Below are 16,657 nucleotides of genomic sequence, written 5' to 3' on the forward strand. Positions count from 1 at the left end.
TTAAATTAACCTACAGTAACTTTTTCCCTCCAACTCACCTTAATTCTATTCTGGCGCAAGCCTGGATTAAAGAAATCGAAAGAAGGACCGACGGGCAGGTCAAAATCGAGTATTTCCCCGGCGGAAACCTTACTCCCGCAGCCGGTATCTACGACGGTGTTGTTAACGGCATTTCCGATATCGGAATGTCCTGTTTTTCATACAATGTCGGACGTTTTCCGGTAAACGAACTGGTAGATTTACCGCATAAATACCCCAACGGTTGGGTGGCAACAAAGGTTGCCAATGATTACTACAATAAATTTAAACCAAAAGAATTGGATGATACACATCCGCTGTATTTGCATGCTCACGGCCCGGGTGTTGTAATTACCAAGGACAAGGCTGTGAGAAAATTGGAAGACTTTAAAGACCTTATACTTAGAGCTACGGGTGTCGGAGCCAAGATTGTACAGGCTCTCGGTGCCGTCGCTTACGGCGCTTCTCAGGGTGAAACCTATGAACTTTTATCCAAAGGTGTGGTAAAAGGCAGTTATACCCCCAGAGAAACCCTCAAAGGCTGGAATCATGCCGAGGTTACCAAATACGTAACTAACTGTTATCAACTCGGTTATACTACCGATATGTATGTTGTCATCAACAAAGAAAAATGGAATAAAATGTCTAAAGATATCCAAAATATATTTACCGAAGTCAGCGAAGAATGGATTGAAATGCATGGCAAGGTCTGGGATTACTACGACAAAGTTGCCATGGATTATTTCCTTGAGCTTGGCGGCGGACGAGAAGTTATCGAAGTTGATGAAGACGAAGTATCCAAATGGGTTGACGCCGTTTCTCCGCTTGTTAATGAACACGTTAATACCTTAAATGCAAGCGGTTTATCAGGAAACGAATATGAGCAGTATTTACTCGACAGGGTAAATTACTGGAGCGATAAATCACCGTCACTGGAAGAAAGCGTTGCGTGGGTTGAAGCAAATGTGCTCCCTCTGACGTAAAATTCCGGACACAAATAATTTTTAAAGGCGAAATGTCAGATATTCCTGCCTGTGTTTAACGAAATAAGCATGGGCAGGAAGGTTTCTGTAACTTATTATGACCACAATAGAACGATTGGAAAAATGGGCTAAGTTACTTAGCGGTTGGTTGGTATGGGTTGGCGGCGCGGGCGCTGTTTTAATGCTGGCAGTTACCGTTGTTGATATAATCGGTATCAAAATATTTAACTCTCCGCTCCCGGGCGGTATTGAAATTGTTGCCTTTGTGGGAGTTATTATTACCGCTTTCGGGATGGCGTATACTCAAGCGGAACATGCTAACATTCAAGTTGAATTTTTTATTATGCGTTTGCCAAAACGTGCCGGAGCCATTTGCGGGGCATTTACATCATTATTAAGCTTGATTCTTTTTTCCCTCTTGGCGTGGCAGAGCGTCAAATACGGAATCTCTTTGCAAACCAGCGGTGAAGTTTCAATGACATCACGTATTCCTTTTTACCCCTTTGTATATGCCATTGCGTTTTGTTGTATCCCGGTTTGCCTAATCTTATTTTTTGAAATGATTAAAAATATTATGAAAGCGGCTAATAAATAGATGGATCCAGTTACAGTCGGAATTATAGGAATTGTAATTTTAATTGTCCTTTTTATGCTGGGGATGCCAGTTGGTTTTGCGATGGCATTTGTCGGCTTTGCCGGATTCGGCTATTTAGTAACCCCCAATGCGGCTTTGGGGCTGCTGGCGCGTGATGTTTTTACCAACTTCTCATCTTATTCGTTAACGGTAATCCCCATGTTTATTTTAATGGGAACACTTGCGTCCGCTTCGGGAATCAGCACCCGATTGTATGCTTCCACCCATACATTGTTTGGAAAAGTGCGCGGGGGGCTGGCAATGGCCACAATTTTGGCTTGTGCCGGGTTTGCGGCTATTTGCGGCTCAACCAGTGCAACCGCTGCCGCAATGGGCAAAGTGGCCCTTCCCGAAATGAAAAAGTATAAATATGATGATTCCTTAGCAACCGGCAGTGTTGCTTCAGCGGGAAGCCTGGGAATCTTAATTCCTCCCAGTACCATTTTTATAATTTACGGTATTTTAACCCAACAATCCATCGGCAAATTATTCCTTGCCGGGATATTCCCCGGGGTTTTATTAACATTGCTTTTCCTCGCCGTTGTTATTATTTTATGCAAAAGGAATCCGGCCTTAGCCCCAGCTGGGCAACCCTCAACTTTAAAACAAAAAATCACCGGTATGCTTGGAATTACCGAGATGATGCTTCTCTTTATTTTAGTAATGGGTGGTCTTTTTGCCGGTTGGTTCAGCCCCGTTCAGGCAGGTGCCGTTGGTGCCGCCGGTGCCCTTTTAATCGGTCTTTTGAGGCGTAACTTAACATGGGAAACCTTTAAAGATGCGCTCAAAGAAACGGTCAAAGTAACCTGCGAAATTATGATTATTGTTACCGGCGCTATTATATTGGGGCATTTCATTGCCGTAACGACTATCCCAAACATGTTATCGGGATGGATTGCCGACCTCGGTTTGCCAAACGTAGCTGTAATGGCAATTATTATTTTAATGTATATTATCGGCGGTTTGTTTATGGATTCCCTGGCGATGATAACTCTAACCATTCCGATAATTTACCCTTTGGTATTATCGCTAAACTTTGATCCGATTTGGTTTGGTGTTATTATTGTACTGGTTACCGAAATGGGGGTTATTACCCCGCCGGTCGGTATCAATGTGTATGTAATTAAGGGGATTACCAAAGGCGTTAGCTTAGAAACGATATTTAAGGGGATTTTCCCGTTCTTAATTGCAATAATTATTTGCGTGGCGCTGCTGCTTACTTTCCCCAAGATTGCTACATTCTTACCAAGCATTCTATTGAATTAACTATACTTCGGAGGCAATAAAAATAATGACCATATCGGATATGCTTGCAAAAAATGCTAATTTATATCCGAATGATACGGCTTTAATCGAATTAAAACCGAGCATAAACTATCGCCGCGAAATTACTTGGCAGGAATTTGACGATAAAGCCAACCAAATAGCGAATGCCCTTTCTAAAATCGGCATTCGCAAGGGCGATAAAGTTGTTCACTTGATGTTAAACTCAATCGACTGGCTGGTTGCCTATTTTGGTATTATCAGAACAGGCGCATGGGTAGTTCCGCTTAATTTCAGGTTTACTTCCGAAGATATTTTATATTGCACTCAAATTGCGGAAGCCAAAGTTTTAATCTTTGGCCCCGAATTTAGCGACCGAATCGATTGCATAAAAGACGAACTCTCAACCGTTCGGGAATTTATTTGCATGGGAGATAATGCCCCCGAATGGGCGCAGGATATGAGCGACTTTATTGCCGATGCTCCCGCAAAAGCGTTAAAAACCGTACTTAATGCGGATGATCCTTGCGGTTTATATTTTACATCAGGAACAACCGGGCAGCCGAAACCGATACTGCTTACTCATAAAAATATGGAGCACGCCGCACTTGTTGAAAGCAATCATCATAAACAAACCAAAGATGATAATTTTATCTTAATTCCTCCTTTATATCATACCGGCGCCAAAATGCATTGGTTTGGCAGCCTCTATTCCGGCAGCAAGGCAACTTTGCTGCGAGATATCAAACCGCTTGATATTTTTAATGCCGTAAGCAATGAAAAGGGCACCATTGTATGGCTGCTTGTTCCCTGGGCGCAGGATATTTTAATGGCGTTGGATAGCGGCGAGCTTAAAATAGAGGATTTTAATTTGGATCAATGGCGACTGATGCATATCGGGGCGCAACCTGTTCCCGAAAGTTTAGTTAAGCATTGGAAAACTTACTTCCCCAATATGCTTTACGATACCAATTACGGGCTTAGCGAAAGCACCGGTCCCGGTTGTGTTCATTTGGGAATAGAAAACATTCATAAGGTTGGCGCAATCGGCATACCGGGGTACGAGTGGGAAGTCCGTATAGTTGACGATAAAGATAATGACTTATCGGTTGGTGTTGTCGGTGAAATAATAATCAGAGGTGCGGGGCTTATGAAAGAATATTACAAGAACCCGCAAAAAACCGCCGAGGTCTTAAAAGACGGCTGGCTGCATACCGGCGACCTTGCCAAAATAGATGAGGACGGTTTTATTTGGTATGTCGATCGCAAAAAAGATTTAATTATTACCGGCGGTGAAAATATTTTCCCGATTGAAGTGGAAGAGGTTTTGCTTTATCATCCCAAGGTTTACGATGCCGCGCTAATCGGTATTCCGGATGTCAGACTGGGGGAAATTGCGGTTGCCGTAATTGACCCTAAACCCAATGTTGATATTACCGCCAAAGAAATTGAAGAGTATTGCGTGGGAAATTTACCCAAATACAAGCGCCCGCGCAAAATAGTTTTCGGCAAGGTACCGCGTAATCCGACCGGTAAAATTGAAAAAGTAAAGTTGCGAGAAAAATATAAAGATTTGCAATAGTGCGACACGCGAAACGGAGATTTATAAAAGTTATGGAAAAGAAAAATATTAACAAAAAAACATTCGGCCCCAGTAAGTTTGTTTTCCCGTCACCGGTTTTTCTGGTTGGGGTTATGATTAACGGCAAGCCCAATTTTATGACAGCGGCATGGGGCGGCATGGCTTGCGGCGCTCCTCCGATGTTGACTGTTGCCATCCGCCACCAGCGTTTTACAATTAACGGCATTCAACCCGGCAACAGTTTTTCGGTTAACATCCCCGGTGAAGAGTTGGTAGCGGAGGCTGATTTATGCGGCATTGTTTCCGGCGAAACGGTCGATAAAGCACAAGCCTGTAATTTTGACCTTTTCTACGGGAAAGCGGAAAATGCCCCGCTGATTGCCCAATGCCCGATTAATTTAGAGTGCAAAGTTAACCACACACTTGATTTGGGAAGCCATATACTTGTAATCGGCAGTATTGAAGAAACGCATGTTACGGAAGATTGTCTTACCGGCGGACAGCCGGATATCGATAAAATCAAGCCTATCCTCTATTCCAGAGGCACCGAAGCCAAGTATTACGGTTACGGTCAAGCAATCGGGGATGCTTACAAAATAGGCAAAAGCATTCAATATTAGTAAAAATTCCCGTATATTTTAAGGCTAAAATGTAGCTAAAGCACGGTAGATAAGTTATAATTTACCGGAGGCAATAAAGATGACTGATTGGCAATTAACGGCAACAACAATATTTTGTGATGACCTCAATGATGAAGTCACGATTATAGTTTATAAAGACGGCAAAACACGATGCACCGGTTATGACTTTTTCGTTAAAACAAGCGCCGACCCTAAAGAAAAGAAGGCTTTGAACGGAATCAAGTGTGACGGGCCGGTTTGTAAAAGAGTCGCTGCATATAAAGAAAAAATATTTGCCGAAGAAAGAGCGGATTAATTGTGAATAATCCTACAAGTGAGAAAAAGGTGATTATCAGGGCAGAGAATCTTTCGCTTTCGTTTGGCGGCGTTCGCTCGTTAATCGATGTTAGCGTGGATATCAAAGAAAATGAAATTTTGGCAATTATCGGCCCCAACGGTGCCGGTAAAACCAGCCTATTAAATTGTCTAAACGGTTTTTATAAGCCCCAAAAAGGAACAATCACTTTTGACGGGGAGGATATAACCCACATCCGCCCTGATAAAGCCGCCAAGATGGGGCTCGCGCGTACGTTCCAAAATATTGAGCTTTACACCGGCTTAAGCACACTGGATAACCTTATGGCTGCCAGGCACGTTCTGATGAACCAAAATATCTTTGCCAGCTCTATGTACTTCGGACCCGCCCATAAGGAAGAAATCAAACACCGTAAAACCGTTGAAGATATTATCGACTTTTTGGAAATCGAAGCTATTCGAAAACAGGTGGTCGGTTCTTTGCCTTACGGTATGCGCAAAAGGGTTGAGTTAGGCAGGGCATTGGCGCTTGAGCCGAAAGTTCTTTTGCTTGATGAACCGATGGCCGGTATGAACCTCGAAGAAAAAGAGGATATTGCCCGCTTTATTATCGATATTTTTGAAGGACAGGGAGAAACATATCCCGATACTCCGGTGCTAAGAGACGGCGTAAATTGCATTGTTCTTATCGAACATGATATGGGTGTGGTTATGGATTTAGCCGATAGAATTGTTGTTTTGGACTTTGGCCGTAAAATCGCAGAAGGTACGCCTGCGGAAATCAGCTCTAATCCGGATGTTATCGCCGCCTATTTGGGGGCGGAGAAGTAGAGGGGATACGTGTCGGTTTTGTCCTTGAAAGCCATTCTTACTTAGGAAAGCAACGCAATCCTCTTTGTCTTTGCAAGCACAGCGAAGCAACCTCATATAGATTAAATTTGTTGGAGATTGCCACGTCACTCGCCGCGGGCTCGCTCCTCGCAAAGACGTTTCTTTTCCCTTGTCTTTACGAGACCATTCCCGTCAGGGAAGGCGAAGTAATCTCTAATAAATCAAAAGGCATGCACTCTGTTCGTAGAAGATTGCCACGTCACTCGCCGAGGGCTCGCTCCTCGCGAAGACGTTTTTTTGTCGTCCGGTCTTTCTCCCTTTGTCATCCTGAATGAAATGAAGGATCTAAGAGGAAGGGAAATTTAGACTATTAGGCAGCCTCAGACTCAAAAAAGAGGGGTCGCTCTACCATAAAATCCGTTACCGAATGGTGTACTATCCGCCAACCCCTAGATTCTTCTCTATGCTCAGAATGACAAAAGAAGAAAAGCATCAGCCGTTCGTGTTCTTCGACAAGCTCAGAATGCACGGGTCTGTCGAACCATAACGGCAACCGAATAGTAATTCTCGTTTCTTCCCGTTCGTCGGACCCTTCGACAGGCTCAGGGCGAACGAAAAAACATCAGTGTTACAAAGTAGGACAATGGCAAATGGGGTGAAAAGTATTTATTAAAATTGTCTTTGCGAGACCATTCCCGTAAGGGAAGGCGAAGCAATCTCTATTAAATCAAAAAAACACACGCTCTATTGCTGAGAGAGTGCCACGTCGCTCGCTAACGCTCGCTCCTCGCAAAGACGTTTCTTGGTCGACAAGAGTAGGCTGGATATGGTTAATCCCATTTACGTTTATCAATAATTGTTTTACTGTCTTTGGGGATAGTCCCCTCGGGAACAAAATCAATTCTGTCAGGCTTTACCAAGCACATACTCTGAAACTTCTGCTCGATTTCCACAGCCAGTTCGCTTTTATTGGGAACATTATCAAGCAATTCCAAATTAAGTGTTATTTCGTCGCGCTCGCCGATACGGGTAACGGCAATTTGCCATCTCCCAATATCTTTAAACCCTTTAAAAACAGTTTCAGCCTGAGCGGATACGACAAACATTCCTCTCACCTTTACCGCTTCCCCGATTCGGCCTTGAATACCGGTAAGTTTTTTAGAGGTTCTGCCGCAAGAGCAAGCATCACTAACAATCGAAGATAAATCTCCGGTACCAAAACGAATAAGCCCCCATGTGGGGTTATGTATAGGGGTAACTACTACCTCACCGAGTTCTCCGTCTGCCAATTGTTTCCCGTTTACAGGGTTAACAATCTCAACAATATAATCATCCATAAGGTGCAAACCGTTTTTATAACGGCACTCATAGGCAATCGCACCGCCGGGCTCGGTTACGGCATACGTTTGATATGTATCGATAGCATAATCATTTTCCAGTATCTGCCTAACAGATTGAGATAACATTTCGCCGGTAAACCAAGCGCGTTTTACATAAAAATCTTTTTTGAAATCATAGCCCATTTCTTCAGCCTGTTTAATAACCGTCATTAAGAAACCGGGGGTTCCGACATAACCGTCTGCTTTTAATTCCAATATTGTTTTTACCGTGATTTCGGTATGGCCCGTTCCCAACGGAATAACGGTTGCGCCGCAGGCTTTTAACCCCTCGTGGCACAAAATGCCGGCAGGGGAAAGATGATAGGTAAAGGTATTTGCCGCGATATCACCTTTACGAAACCCGGCAGCCCAAAATGATTCGGCAAACCATTCAATTGTATCGTGTTGCATCGGTTCATAGACAGGGCCGGGGGATACAAAGACCCGTTGTATTTCACTCTCCGGAATAGTTAAAAAGCCGCCGTAGGGAGGGTTGGCTTTCTGCATTGCGATAACATCGGGTTTACGGGTAATCGGCAAAAGCTCCAAGTCTTTGATAGATTTAATTTGCGCCGGTGTAACCCCTGCGCTATCCATTATTTTTTTTGCGGCAGGGGATTTTTGGTAAGCGTTATTAATTGTTTCCGCCAGTTTTTGCGTAAAATAAATATCCCTTTCATTAGGGGTCATAACCTCTCTTGCATCATAATATTCATCAATCTTATTTTCCGGTTTTATAGCCATCTCTTACGCCTCTTATAATGTTTAATCTGGCGATAACTCTTTTTATCACCCATTGCCGAAAGTCCGATATAAAACTCTTTAACATCTTCATTGTTTCGCAGAAAATCGGCATCTCCGTCAAGCACAATTCGCCCGTTCTCCATAACGTACCCGTAATGCGCAATACTTAACGCAACACGCACGTTTTGCTCCACAATCAAAACCGCCGTTTTTTGTTCTTCGTTAAAGCGTTTAATAATTTCGTAAATTTCTTCAACCAGCATCGGCGCAAGCCCCAAGGAGGGTTCATCCAACATCATTAGTTTCGGTGTTGCCATTATTGCTCTGCCGATAACCAGCATTTGTTGTTCCCCGCCGGAGAGATAACCGGCAACGTTTTTGCGCAAATCCCTCAAGCGGGGGAAATAATTGTAAACCATTTCAATATCGCGGTTGATTTCGGCTCTGTTGCGGCGGTTAAAAGCGCCTACCAACAGATTTTCCTCGGTTGTTAAATGACCGAATACACGCCTGCCTTCAAGCGCCTGAACAATACCCAGCTTACCGATATCTTCAGGGCCTTTTTTGTCAATTCTGATACCGTCCCATTCGATACTACCGTCGGTTACTTCTCCCTCTTCAACGTGCAAAAGACCGGAAATTGCTTTTAGGGTTGTACTTTTTCCGGCTCCGTTAGCGCCAAGCAAGGTTATTATTGCCCCGTCCGGAATAGTTAACGATACCCCGTGCAATACCCGGATAACGTTTAAGTATGTAACTTCAATATTGTTCAGTTTAAGCATTGTTATTCTTTCATTCCAAACTTTATTTTTAATTTAAACGGTTTTTATTTACCGAACCAATCAAATTTTTCGTATTCGACAACAGGCGCTTCAATCCAATCTGAAATCGCTTTAATTTCGCCGCCTTGCACTTGGAATACCCGCAGCGATTTGGATAACCTGTTATCGCCTTTAACGTAGCTAACCGGGCCTTGCAAGCCCTCAACCGTGTAGTTATTAAGCGCTTTGATGCCGTGCTCTTCGATTGCCTGCCACGCCTTCTGGCCGCCTTCCGCAAGTGTATCGTAACCAACTGCTTCCACCGCAAGCGAAATTATTTTCGCCATTATGAGGCTCTGACACCACGAAGTGATATACTCCATATTTAAGTAATCGGCAGGGTGGTTTGCCTGGCAATATTCAACCATTTTAGCCATACCGGGGACATTATCATTCCAGCTTACCGTCGGGAATAAGCCGTAAACGCCTTCGCATTTATCAGCGCCGGCAAGATCAACCAGGGCTTTAGTCATTGCCGCATGCCCGCAGGCGATTACCATTCCGTCGGAAGTCATCCCCAACTCCATAGCGTTCTTAATTATAATTGAACTCGGTTGAGGGGTACTGGAAATATAGAGAATATCGGGTTTAAGCGATTTTATTTCCGTTAAACTGGTTGTTTCGGAAGTGGTACTGGCGGAATGCTCTCTGGTAATAATAACCTCTACCCCTAATTCCTCGGCCAAGGCTCTGGCTGCATCGTGAGCGCCGTAACCGGTGGAGTTATTAAGGATATGCATCGCTATTTTAGGCTTGCCGGTGCCTTTCCACAGCTTTTCAAGATAATACTGAACAAAGACTGCCCAATCATCACCGTAATCCGGCATCTGACCGTAAATATGCTGCGGCGGTCTGTATATTATCGGTGAACCGTAAGCGGCAATCCCCGGGAATCCGTTTTGGTTAGCGGTCGTCATTGCCGCCGTCATCATTGCCGAAGACGAACAGCCGAACATTACACAGCCGTCGTCCATAAGTTTATTGACGTTACTAACCATTGTGGCGGCGGTGTAGTTGTTATCCATCCATTTCAGTTCAATCTCATAACCGCCAGCACCGCCAAGCTCTTCATTTACGTACATAATGGCATCTTTATTGCCATGCTCCAGCACCTTGCCTTTTTCCGCCGCAACCCCGGTACTGGGGGTTGTCAGCCCCATTTTTATAGTGCCTGTTTTGGCATTACAAGCGGTCGAAAGTAAAGGAAGTCCGCTCATAAACAAGAATAGAGATGCTGCCCCCGCTCCGGCTATAAAATTTCTTCTTGAAACCTGTGTTGATTCCTTGTTTTCCATATTAAGCTACCTCCTTTTTTATTTTTTGTTTTAATATGAAAACGGCCATATCCGATAAGAAGTTTTAAATACGTTCCACCTATGCGCTAAACCCCTCGGTTCTAAAATAAGGAATAGAATTATCACCGCCCCGAAAATCATCGGTTTTAAACCGGATGCCCAGCCTGAGGATAAAATAGTGACATTCGCTTCCAAGAACGGCACAATTTGTAAAGATAGTACATTATCAAGCAGGCGAATAAGGATAACGCCGAGTATCGGGCCGATTGATGTTCCCAACCCGCCGATAATTATCATACCGACATACAGAATCGATTCCTTAAAATCAAAGAACTCAGGGTTTAAGAACCCGTAATAACAATGCGCAAGGAGCGACCCCGCAATACCGGCAAAGAAACATCCGATAAAGAAAGCCAATAATTTATAACGGAACAGGTTGATTCCCATTACCTGCGCGGCAAGATCGTTATCGCGGATGGCAACAAAGGCTCTTCCCGGCCTTGTTCGGGTTAAGTTCTTGGCAAAAAATATCACTAAAATTGTAATAACCAGAATTAAATAGTATTTACTGGACTGAGTAGAAAAGGTGTAGCCGAATATTTCAGCGTTCGGAACGCCAAGCCCGATATTGCCGCCGGTAACCCCGGACCAGTTTCGAATCACCCACATAATAATAAACTGGGCCGCAATCGTGCTTATTGCCAGATAGAAACCCTTAACGCGCAGCGACGGAAGCCCGAATAACATTCCGATTAAACCGGCCATTATTCCGCCGCAAAGCATTGACACCAAAAACGGCAGACCGAGCTGTCCCGCAAGAATTGCCGAGGTATATCCGCCAACGGCAATAAAACCGGCATGGCCGATTGATAACTGACCGCAATAACCGGTCAGAATATTCAAACCGGTGGCGGCAATAATTGTAATTGCAATAATATTGCAAACGCTTAACCAATAGTTGCTAAGAAACATGGGCAGCACAAATAAGGACACGAGAAGCAGCCCCAATAGCGCCCACTGCGTCCTGGTGCGAAAAATAGCCATGTCTTGGGCATAACTGTGGTTTCTTACTCCGGCAGGTAAATACACTTCTATATCCTCTCTATACGGGTTTCACCGAATAACCCGTATGGTTTAATCATCATTACCAAAATAATCATAATAAACGGAATAACCTCTCTGACACCGGGCCAAGTCAGCGCGGTAAGATAGCCGCCGCCGAGGTTCTCGGCTAACCCGATAATCGGGCCGGCAATCATTGCCCCCAAGAATGAATCCAGGCCGCCCAGTATCACAACCGAGAAAGATTTCATTCCGGTATCAATTAAGCCATGCCCGATTCCGCCGATACTTGCCATTAGAATCCCGCCGATTGATGCCATAGCGCAAGCCAGCATCCATGAGCGCGAGAATATTTTAGTTACCGGTATCCCGCAAGCTTGAACCGCCATTTGGTCATCGGCGGTTGCGCGCATTGCAATCCCCATCCGGCTGTATTTGAAATAGAGCGAGAGAGCCGTAAAAAGCAATACGGAAATAATCGCCGCCCACAAATATTCCTGCGAAATAACCGCCGGACCGATATGCACCGATGTTTGGGGGAAAAGCCGCGGCAACGCATCAACGCTCCAAGGCCAAATAAAGGTAATCAGCCCATCCAAAAAATACGACAGCCCCAATGTTACCGCAATCAGGGAGAGAATCGGTTGGGCAATTAACGGCCGCAAAAGGAACCTTTCGATTAACCAACCCAAAGCAAATGCAATCACAATAACAAGTGGTATACCGAGCCAAACCGGAAGCCCTATTTGAACCAGAATGGCATATGTAATCCACGAAGATATCAGCACAAGCTGTCCGAGCGCCAAGTTGGCAACGCCGCTTGATTTCCAAATCAGCACAAACCCCATCGCAATCAGTGAGTAAACCATACCCACAGTTAAGCCGGTTATAACGAATTGCAATAAATCAGCCATTAGTTTGTTGCTCCTTCAGATAGTCCTCGAACCTTAATGCTGGTGGTAACAACACCGCGCCGCCCGTCGCGATAGGTAACCGGCGCTTCCACCTTTACCTCTTTGCCGTCTTCATACATTGCTTCGATAAGCTGTTTGTAGCGTTCTTCCATAAACTCCCTGCGTAATTTTCGCGTGCGGGTTAGCTCTGCCTCATCGGCATCAAATTCTTTATGAAGCAGCACAAATTTTTCAACCCTTGAGGCATCGGGCAGGTAACTGTTAACCCTTTGTAAATCTTTCTTTATTAATTCGGAAACCTCATTTCTCTGCGAAAGATCAACAAAAGTGGTATACGGAATACGATTGCGCTCGGCCCATTTACCGACCATTGCAAAATCCATATTAACAATCGCCGAAACATAATCACGGGTTTTACCGCCGATAACCATTGCATCTTTAATATAAGGGCTGAATCTCAAACGCCCCTCGATATATTGGGGGGCATATTTAACACCGCTGCTTAGTTCGCCCATATGCTCAAGCCTATCCATAAAAATCAGATGACCTTTATCATCAACGTTAACCGCATCGCCGGTACGGCACCAACCGCCTTGCATCACCTCTTTGGTTTTTTCGGGGTTTTTTTGATAGCAGGTGAACATGCAATCGGAACGAACAAGCAGTTCGCCATCGTCGGTAATACGCACCTCGGTTCCTCGCGCCGGTTTCCCGACACTTTCGAAGCGGATTTCTTTACTGCTATGCGAAGAGATATAACCGGCTTCGGTACTGGCATAATTTTGGCGCAGTTCAATCCCTATCGCATGGATTAACCTGAAGGTATCCAAACTTAAAACCGAGCTGCCGGTAACCGCAAAACGGACACGGCTTAAGCCCAGCCTGTCTTTTAACGGCCTGAAAAGGGCGAAATAAGCAACCCTGTATAAAGCCCGCCAGAACAGATTGGGGGTTTTACCGGCCAGCTTCATATCCGCAAATTTATAACCAAGCGGCATACAGAGGTGATAAACAAAGCGTTTAAGCCAATGGGCGTCAATCATTTTTATTTGAATTTCGCTAACCAGGCTTTCCCACTGGCGCGGTCCGTAAATTACAAAATTCGGGCCGATTTCACGCGTATCCTCGGCAATTGTCTCCGGCTCTTCGGGGAAATTGAGTTTGGCGCCGGTTAGAATATGAGGCAAGGTTGCAAAATAACTGTCGCCGACCCATGCCGCCGGAAAGTTCGAAATCAGATTATCTTTTTCGGTTAGGGGATAGCGGTCGGTGAACGATTTGGCAGTCGTAATTAAAGCGCGGTGGCTTAAACACGCCCCTTTAGGCAGACCGGTTGTCCCTGAAGTATAATAAATAAATGCAGTTTCATCGGATTTACCCTCCGAAAGACGCTCCTCAAATGCGTTCGGGTTATTTTTATCGTATTCTTTACCCAGATTAATAACATCCGCAAAAGAGATTAAAATCGGATCGTTATAGTTTTTTAAGCCTTTCGGATCCCAATAGATAACCTTTTGCAAATGCGGGAGGTTAAGCCTGATTTCCAGGAACTTATCGGCTTGTTCCTGGTCGTTTACAATAGCGAATCTGGCATCCGAATGCCTGGCAACATATTCAACCTCTGAAGGAACTGAATCAACAAAAATACCGGTTGCAACGCCGCCGGCGGCTTGAACGGCAAATTCCCCCCAGAACCATTCCGGTTCATTGTCTCCGATAATGCAGGTAACATCGCCCTTGTTAAGCCCTAAACTGCGCATACCGAGCGAAAAGTATTTAACAACATCGTAATACTCCCGCCAAGTATAACCTTGCCAAATCCCCAGTCTTTTCATATACATCGCAGGTAAATCAGCTCGGGTTTCGGCGTTATAGCGTATAAGCTGAGGAATTGTATAATCACCGTACCCGTCGACAATACCGTGTTTATTTTTCTGTTTACCGCATTTCTTTTTGATCATTTTAAAAAATCCTTATAATAAAAAAACCTCCCCGCTGAGGGGGAGGCATTTTAAAACTTTGTTTAGTTATACTAATACAGTCAAACGGCTAAACATTTAGATACACAGCCCCCCAGCGCACCGTTGGTGCGCCCGCTAAAGATGAAGCTTATGGTGACCGTTATCTTGTTTAACATTCGATTATTCCTTAGTATGCGCGATTCTATCACAGTCGAATTAAGATGTCAACAATTTCGCATAACCCTTTTAAATTTTTCTTCAGGCCTGAATTTTAAGGTCATTTATAGTATAATGAAAGGAATCAAAATTAAATTTTGGAAAGGAAAATCAAAAAATGTCATCTAAGAGATACGAAAATGTTCCCCCAATGACAATCGATACCGCCAAAAAATACACGGCAACCCTTGAAACAGCCAAGGGCAATATTGTTCTTGAACTGTTTGCCGCAGATGTACCCAAAACCGTAAATAATTTTGTTTTTTTGGCCCGTGAAGGCTTTTACGACGAAACCACTTTCCACCGTGTAATCCCCGGTTTTATGGCTCAGGGCGGAGACCCGACCGGCACCGGCTGCGGAGGCCCCGGCTATTCTTTTTCCGATGAATTTACCAAACACACCCACGGTGTCGGCACCCTGTCGATGGCAAACGCCGGCCCCAATACCAACGGCTCTCAATTTTTTATTACCTATGCCCCGCAACCGCACTTAAATAACAGACATTCGGTTTTCGGACAAATGACGAGCGACATGGCAATCTTGGAAAGCATCCGAAACGGCGATGTTATTACCAAAGTTACCATCAGCGAAGAATAATTTTTAAGTAAATGTTAGAGGCGGATAGTTTAAATATCCGCCTCATATTTTATTAAGTAGGGGCTATGGCTAAACTGGTTCTTGATTTACACGATATTTTTAATAAAGGCGCATCGATTGATGCTGAGCTTAACCGTATTATTAACGATGCCGTCTCCAAAAAAATTAACCTGGTTGAAATTATCCCCGGTAAAGGCTCAGGGCAATTAAAGAAAAGGGTCTTGCGTTTCCTAAACCAACCCGAGATTAAAAAACTCTATCACCGCATTGAAAAAGACGATAAAAACTTCGGGCGCATTTTTGTCCACTTCAGGTTTTAAATATTTCTAAGCCCCCGAAATCAGGGCGACATTAAAAGATGAAATCAAATTTAAATCATTTGGTGCCGACCCTTTTAATCTAACCGCAAAATCATCGCAAACGATGCACAATTTACTTGCGATATCACTTTGAAGCGCTTCGGACATTGCAGAATGGGCTCCCAAAGGCAGCAAATGGCATTCCGCGGTGCCGGTGCCGATACAGGCAAAGTTTACCGATACTTGTACAAGCCCGTTATGGTGGCCTTCAATCGGGAACGACGACCAACCGAGAGAACTTGTTCCGACACCTTGCAATAAGCGGATAATATTAATCTCGGCAAAACCGCTATCAACCCACAAGAAAATATCGATTACGTTTCCGATACCGAGATTAAAATTTTCTTTGGTTAAATCCCAGCTTACATAATTATCCGCTCCGCTAATTTCAAATTGTCCGCTTACGGCTTGGGCCCCGTTTACCTCAACGCAATAAAAGAGTTTGGTTGCGGGTTCCTCACCGCCAAGGGAAACAATCGAGATATTGAGCCGCTGGCATAACAAACAAACCTTTAATACGGGGCTTATCGGAGCAGGGGTTATTAGCGTCGCAATTAAATCGGGGTTATCCGCTTTGGACGTATTTTCAATTGTAAGTGTTTCCGATAACAAATTCCCCGAATCGCTTAGCGGCGAGGCATAGGTTATCTTTTCCGCTCTTTGATGTGTATCCGAATGATATTTATTTGCCATTTTACGCACCTTGCCCTTCGTAATCGATTTGATATTCGGTTTCACCCGAGCCGTTTTTAACTTGCAAAACCAAACGATGCCATTGCCTTTTATAGTGTATTTGGGCAATTTCAGCGGCAAGTAGTGTGTTTTCCGGTATTATTTCAACGGTAATCCCGTTATCACCGGCGCCGCCATACATTTTGTATTTAAGCGAATTGGACATCCCTGTGTTTTTTAAAAGGATTGTTTTTTCGCCCATCTCCGACACACCCCAATCCAAGGCATCAGTATAATTAGCGGTGGTTACCCCTAATTTAGAACCTTTTTCGACTTTCCACATAAATAAACCTCCAATAGAACAATAGTTCTTATTCTAAGGAGTGGGGA

17 protein-coding genes are annotated in these 16,657 nt (G+C 44.2%); 9 read left to right on the plus strand and 8 right to left on the minus strand.

All coding sequences use genetic code 11. The features are described 5' to 3' along the window. The 7 genes from WC958_01275 to WC958_01305 form a co-directional block, all read left to right on the plus strand. Window positions 1-1,001: TRAP transporter substrate-binding protein (locus tag WC958_01275; protein ID MFA5628886.1), on the plus strand; the 1,001-nt coding region annotated here is incomplete at its 5' end. 97 nt (window positions 1,002-1,098) lie between these two features. After that, entirely contained in the window at window positions 1,099-1,596 is a 498-nt protein-coding gene (locus WC958_01280) for a TRAP transporter small permease (protein MFA5628887.1), read from the plus strand. After that, window positions 1,597-2,901, plus strand: coding sequence for a TRAP transporter large permease (locus tag WC958_01285; GenBank protein MFA5628888.1), 1,305 nt, complete (start codon window positions 1,597-1,599; stop codon window positions 2,899-2,901). 25 nt (window positions 2,902-2,926) lie between these two features. Further along, the gene (locus tag WC958_01290) at window positions 2,927-4,480 is read left to right on the plus strand and encodes a class I adenylate-forming enzyme family protein (GenBank protein MFA5628889.1); all 1,554 of its coding nucleotides are present in this window, start codon (window positions 2,927-2,929) and stop codon (window positions 4,478-4,480) included. A gap of 32 nt (window positions 4,481-4,512) precedes the next feature. After that, the gene (locus WC958_01295; GenBank protein ID MFA5628890.1) at window positions 4,513-5,100 is read left to right on the plus strand and encodes a flavin reductase family protein; all 588 of its coding nucleotides are present in this window, start codon (window positions 4,513-4,515) and stop codon (window positions 5,098-5,100) included. Window positions 5,101-5,179: 79 nt separating this feature from the next. Continuing rightward, window positions 5,180-5,416: a hypothetical protein gene (locus tag WC958_01300; GenBank protein MFA5628891.1), complete on the plus strand. Its 237-nt coding sequence runs from the start codon at window positions 5,180-5,182 to the stop codon at window positions 5,414-5,416. Window positions 5,417-5,418: 2 nt separating this feature from the next. Continuing rightward, window positions 5,419-6,246, plus strand: coding sequence for an ABC transporter ATP-binding protein (locus WC958_01305; protein MFA5628892.1), 828 nt, complete (start codon window positions 5,419-5,421; stop codon window positions 6,244-6,246). A gap of 830 nt (window positions 6,247-7,076) precedes the next feature. Here the strand turns inward: WC958_01305 and WC958_01310 are convergent. The 6 genes from WC958_01310 to WC958_01335 are packed head-to-tail and all read right to left on the minus strand — an operon-like array spanning window position 7,077 to window position 14,422. Further along, window positions 7,077-8,369: a phenylacetate--CoA ligase family protein gene (locus tag WC958_01310; GenBank protein ID MFA5628893.1), complete on the minus strand. Its 1,293-nt coding sequence runs from the start codon at window positions 8,367-8,369 to the stop codon at window positions 7,077-7,079. Then, window positions 8,360-9,151, minus strand: coding sequence for an ABC transporter ATP-binding protein (locus tag WC958_01315; protein ID MFA5628894.1), 792 nt, complete (start codon window positions 9,149-9,151; stop codon window positions 8,360-8,362). Before WC958_01315 ends, WC958_01310 begins: the two co-directional genes overlap by 10 nt. Before the next feature lie 44 nt (window positions 9,152-9,195). Continuing rightward, window positions 9,196-10,485: an ABC transporter substrate-binding protein gene (locus tag WC958_01320; protein ID MFA5628895.1), complete on the minus strand. Its 1,290-nt coding sequence runs from the start codon at window positions 10,483-10,485 to the stop codon at window positions 9,196-9,198. A 30-nt stretch (window positions 10,486-10,515) separates the two neighbouring features. Further along, window positions 10,516-11,574 carry a branched-chain amino acid ABC transporter permease gene (locus WC958_01325; protein ID MFA5628896.1) on the minus strand — a complete coding sequence of 353 codons (1,059 nt, stop codon included), beginning with the start codon at window positions 11,572-11,574 and terminating at the stop codon, window positions 10,516-10,518. 2 nt (window positions 11,575-11,576) lie between these two features. Beyond that, window positions 11,577-12,461: a branched-chain amino acid ABC transporter permease gene (locus tag WC958_01330; protein ID MFA5628897.1), complete on the minus strand. Its 885-nt coding sequence runs from the start codon at window positions 12,459-12,461 to the stop codon at window positions 11,577-11,579. Next, window positions 12,461-14,422, minus strand: coding sequence for an AMP-binding protein (locus WC958_01335; protein MFA5628898.1), 1,962 nt, complete (start codon window positions 14,420-14,422; stop codon window positions 12,461-12,463). Before WC958_01335 ends, WC958_01330 begins: the two co-directional genes overlap by 1 nt. 334 nt (window positions 14,423-14,756) lie before the next feature. Here WC958_01335 and WC958_01340 point away from each other — a divergent pair, with 334 nt between their 5' ends. Next, entirely contained in the window at window positions 14,757-15,236 is a 480-nt protein-coding gene (locus WC958_01340) for a peptidylprolyl isomerase (GenBank protein MFA5628899.1), read from the plus strand. A gap of 65 nt (window positions 15,237-15,301) precedes the next feature. Next, a complete protein-coding gene (locus WC958_01345; GenBank protein MFA5628900.1) occupies window positions 15,302-15,556 on the plus strand; it encodes a Smr/MutS family protein in 255 nt (84 codons plus the stop codon). 6 nt (window positions 15,557-15,562) lie between these two features. On the opposite strand, the gene WC958_01350 is transcribed toward WC958_01345, so the two are convergent. Both WC958_01350 and WC958_01355 read right to left on the minus strand, forming a co-directional pair. After that, window positions 15,563-16,288, minus strand: coding sequence for a hypothetical protein (locus WC958_01350; protein MFA5628901.1), 726 nt, complete (start codon window positions 16,286-16,288; stop codon window positions 15,563-15,565). A gap of 1 nt (window position 16,289) precedes the next feature. After that, window positions 16,290-16,610 (minus strand): hypothetical protein, encoded by a 321-nt coding sequence (locus tag WC958_01355; protein ID MFA5628902.1) that lies wholly within the window; start codon window positions 16,608-16,610, stop codon window positions 16,290-16,292. Window positions 16,611-16,657: the final 47 nt, after the last annotated feature.

The organism is Dehalococcoidales bacterium, assembly GCA_041656115.1.
Classification (GTDB): Bacteria; Chloroflexota; Dehalococcoidia; order Dehalococcoidales; family UBA5627; genus UBA5627.

Coding starts and splice junctions, on each gene's coding strand:
- WC958_01320 (MFA5628895.1), bottom strand. CDS start 10,485: ATGGAAAACAAGGAATCAACACAGGTTTCAAGAAGAAATTTTATAGCC.
- WC958_01285 (MFA5628888.1), top strand. CDS start 1,597: ATGGATCCAGTTACAGTCGGAATTATAGGAATTGTAATTTTAATTGTC.
- WC958_01315 (MFA5628894.1), bottom strand. CDS start 9,151: ATGCTTAAACTGAACAATATTGAAGTTACATACTTAAACGTTATCCGG.
- WC958_01350 (MFA5628901.1), bottom strand. CDS start 16,288: ATGGCAAATAAATATCATTCGGATACACATCAAAGAGCGGAAAAGATA.
- WC958_01340 (MFA5628899.1), top strand. CDS start 14,757: ATGTCATCTAAGAGATACGAAAATGTTCCCCCAATGACAATCGATACC.
- WC958_01280 (MFA5628887.1), top strand. CDS start 1,099: ATGACCACAATAGAACGATTGGAAAAATGGGCTAAGTTACTTAGCGGT.
- WC958_01295 (MFA5628890.1), top strand. CDS start 4,513: ATGGAAAAGAAAAATATTAACAAAAAAACATTCGGCCCCAGTAAGTTT.
- WC958_01330 (MFA5628897.1), bottom strand. CDS start 12,461: ATGGCTGATTTATTGCAATTCGTTATAACCGGCTTAACTGTGGGTATG.
- WC958_01345 (MFA5628900.1), top strand. CDS start 15,302: ATGGCTAAACTGGTTCTTGATTTACACGATATTTTTAATAAAGGCGCA.
- WC958_01300 (MFA5628891.1), top strand. CDS start 5,180: ATGACTGATTGGCAATTAACGGCAACAACAATATTTTGTGATGACCTC.
- WC958_01290 (MFA5628889.1), top strand. CDS start 2,927: ATGACCATATCGGATATGCTTGCAAAAAATGCTAATTTATATCCGAAT.
- WC958_01355 (MFA5628902.1), bottom strand. CDS start 16,610: ATGTGGAAAGTCGAAAAAGGTTCTAAATTAGGGGTAACCACCGCTAAT.
- WC958_01335 (MFA5628898.1), bottom strand. CDS start 14,422: ATGATCAAAAAGAAATGCGGTAAACAGAAAAATAAACACGGTATTGTC.
- WC958_01310 (MFA5628893.1), bottom strand. CDS start 8,369: ATGGCTATAAAACCGGAAAATAAGATTGATGAATATTATGATGCAAGA.